Source organism: Aeromonas sp. QDB56 (genome assembly GCF_027705505.1).
In the GTDB taxonomy this organism is placed as follows: domain Bacteria; phylum Pseudomonadota; class Gammaproteobacteria; order Enterobacterales; family Aeromonadaceae; genus Aeromonas; species Aeromonas caviae.
The window spans coordinates 1-2658 of the sequence record NZ_JAPDBZ010000234.1 but is presented as its reverse complement, the minus strand read 5'-3'; the positions used below and the strand labels follow the sequence as shown (position 1 = coordinate 2658).

Below are 2658 nucleotides of genomic sequence, written 5' to 3'. Positions count from 1 at the left end.
CTGTGCTCGGTGATTGATCCGGGAGATCAGATCACCACTTGGCTAGATAGTTCCCCGATTTGTGCAACAAGGCCGGCCGAAGGCACCATGAGTCAGGTGCAGGCTGATCCGAAAGTGATCGAGGTATATCTGGGGGAATCAGCATGCTGAAGTTATCCGGTATTAATCAATTTTACGGCCAATCGCACACGCTGTGGGATCTGGACATCGAGATCGCACAGGGTGAATGTCTCTGTTTGATGGGTCGTAACGGCGTGGGTAAAACCACGCTGTTGAATGTGTTGATGGGGCAATTGCCAGTTAAAAGCGGTCAGATTGAATTTGATGGTCAAGACATCAGCAAGTTTTCGGTCGAGCGGCGTGCGGAAATTGGCATCGGTTACGTACCGCAAGGTCGTCAGATTTTCCCACTGCTGACGGTCGAAGAAAATCTCAAGATCGGACTGCCTGCGCGTCGCGATAACAAGCGCCAGATCCCCGATCAGGTGTATGAACTGTTCCCTGTGTTGAAAGAGATGAAACAGCGTCGTGGTGGCGATTTATCCGGCGGTCAGCAGCAACAGCTCGCGATTGGTCGTGCGCTGGTGCTTGATCCGAAACTGCTGATTTTAGATGAACCCACCGAAGGTATTCAGCCGAACATCGTCAGTGAAATTGGCGACATCATCCGCAAACTCAACCGTGATATCGGCCTGACTGTGTTACTGGTCGAACAGAAACTGCCGTTTGCCCGCAAAGTCGGCGATCGCTTCTGCCTGCTCGATCGCGGTCGTCGTGTTGCTGACGGCCTGATGGCTGATCTCAACGAAGGGCTGATCAAGGAATATCTGACGGTATGACGATGCAACCGGCAGCGATAGCAACCATGCAAACCGGCTGGCAAGCGCATTTGTCGCTGGGGTTTTCTCGTCGCGGCAATCAGACCGTGCTGGCCGAACGACGCCAGTACGGCCCGCTGACCGTGCAACGACCATTCTACCCCGAAGGCATGCCTTGTCATCTCTACCTGCTGCATCCACCGGGTGGCGTGGTAGGTGGCGATGAGCTCGATGTGCAAATTAAGGTGGAACAGGAGGCGCATGCGCTGCTGACTACCCCTGGTGCCACCAAGTTTTATCGTAGCGCGGGGCCACAATCGAAGGTCACACAAACCTTCCAACTGGCGGAAGGTGCCGCTTTGGAGTGGCTACCGCAAGATAACATTCTGTTTCCCGGTGCCAATTTGCAACTGCAGAGCACCTTCCATCTGGAAAGTGATTCGCGATTGATCGCTTGGGAGTGCATCTCGCTTGGTCGGCCCGTCAATGAAGAGCGATTTTTGGAAGGGCAGTTACGCAGCCGTTGGCGCGTCTATCGTAACCAGCGGTTATGCCTGAATGAATCGTTGCGGGTGCTTGATGCCGCTGATCTCGAGCGCCGGGCAGGTTTAGCAGGCTATCCGCTGGTCGCGACCCTCATCGCATCGCCTTGTTCTGAAACAGAACGGGAACTGGTACGTGAATTACTGCAAGGCTACGCAGCACCGGCTGGCGTGACCTTACTCAATGACTTACTGATTGTGCGCTTGCTCGGCGCACACAACGAGCCGTTACAACAATTAATGCAGACGATTTGGCAAGCATTGCGCCCGACGGTGATTGGGTGCCCCGCATGTCGTCCGCGGATCTGGAATACCTGATTACGGTTTACAAGGAGAACAAGATGGATCTGACCCCTCGCGAAAAGGACAAGTTACTGCTGTTTACCGCCGCACTGGTGGCCGAGCGACGTAAAGCGCGTGGTTTAAAACTCAATCATCCGGAAGCGATTGCGCTGATCAGTGCTGCGATTTTGGAAGGGGCCCGTGATGGCCAGACGGTCGCCGAGTTGATGAATTACGGTCGCACCATTTTGACTCGCGATGAGGTGATGGATGGCATACCCGAAATGATCCCCGATGTGCAGGTCGAGGCGACATTCCCTGACGGCACCAAGCTGGTCACCGTTCATCAACCCATCATTTAAGGAGCGCCTATGATCCCCGGAGAAATTCAGGTTGCCGATGGTGAACTGCTACTCAACGAAGGCCGTGCGACGTTACAAGTGGCTGTTGCCAACACAGGCGATCGCCCGATCCAGATCGGCTCACATTACCACTTCTTTGAAACCAACCCTGCCTTGCAGTTTGACCGTGCTGCCACGCGCGGTTTTCGCCTTGATATTCCTGCTGGCACTGCGGTGCGTTTCGAACCGGGCCAGACCCGCACGGTCATGTTGGTGGCATACGCGGGGCGCCGCCATGTGTATGGTTTCCGTGGCGATGTGATGGGCCCGTTAGATGAAATTGCGCAAAGTGATCAGGGTGCACAGAACGAACAGGGAGTTCAGGCATGAGTATTATTTCCAGACAAGCCTATGCCGATATGTTCGGCCCAACCACGGGCGATCGGGTGCGGTTGGCTGACACCGAGTTATGGCTGGAGGTGGAAAAAGATTTCACCATTTATGGCGACGAAGTGAAATTCGGTGGTGGAAAAGTCATTCGCGATGGTCAGGGGCAGGGGCAAGCACTGAGCCGTGATTGCCTTGATTTGGTGATCACGGCGTTGTTGCCCAAATCGACTATTGAAACGCCCTTTCCTCCGGCCTTGAGCGATGGCTACACTCGGGGCCTTCTGA

5 protein-coding genes and 1 pseudogene are annotated in these 2658 nt (G+C 54.7%); all 6 read left to right on the top strand.

Features of this window, described 5'->3' with window-relative positions; genetic code table 11:
• Positions 1-9 precede the first annotated feature (9 nt).
• Positions 10-150 (top strand): hypothetical protein, encoded by a 141-nt coding sequence (locus tag OKB81_RS20890; RefSeq protein ID WP_270805408.1) that lies wholly within the window; start codon positions 10-12, stop codon positions 148-150.
• Positions 144-839, top strand: a complete 696-nt coding sequence (gene urtE, locus OKB81_RS19945; protein ID WP_053288395.1) for an urea ABC transporter ATP-binding subunit UrtE — start codon at positions 144-146, stop codon at positions 837-839. Before OKB81_RS20890 ends, urtE begins: the two co-directional genes overlap by 7 nt.
• Complete coding sequence (locus OKB81_RS19940; RefSeq protein WP_053288396.1) at positions 836-1678, top strand: urease accessory protein UreD; 843 nt, start codon at positions 836-838, stop codon at positions 1676-1678. The genes urtE and OKB81_RS19940 overlap by 4 nt, the downstream gene beginning before the upstream one ends.
• A 23-nt stretch (positions 1679-1701) precedes the next feature.
• Positions 1702-2004: an urease subunit gamma gene (locus OKB81_RS19935; protein WP_053288397.1), complete on the top strand. Its 303-nt coding sequence runs from the start codon at positions 1702-1704 to the stop codon at positions 2002-2004.
• Between the two features lie 9 nt (positions 2005-2013).
• Positions 2014-2373, top strand: coding sequence for an urease subunit beta (locus OKB81_RS19930; RefSeq protein WP_053288398.1), 360 nt, complete (start codon positions 2014-2016; stop codon positions 2371-2373).
• Positions 2370-2658: pseudogene (locus OKB81_RS19925) on the top strand (hypothetical protein); the annotation flags it as partial. The gene OKB81_RS19930 and the pseudogene OKB81_RS19925, both read left to right, overlap by 4 nt.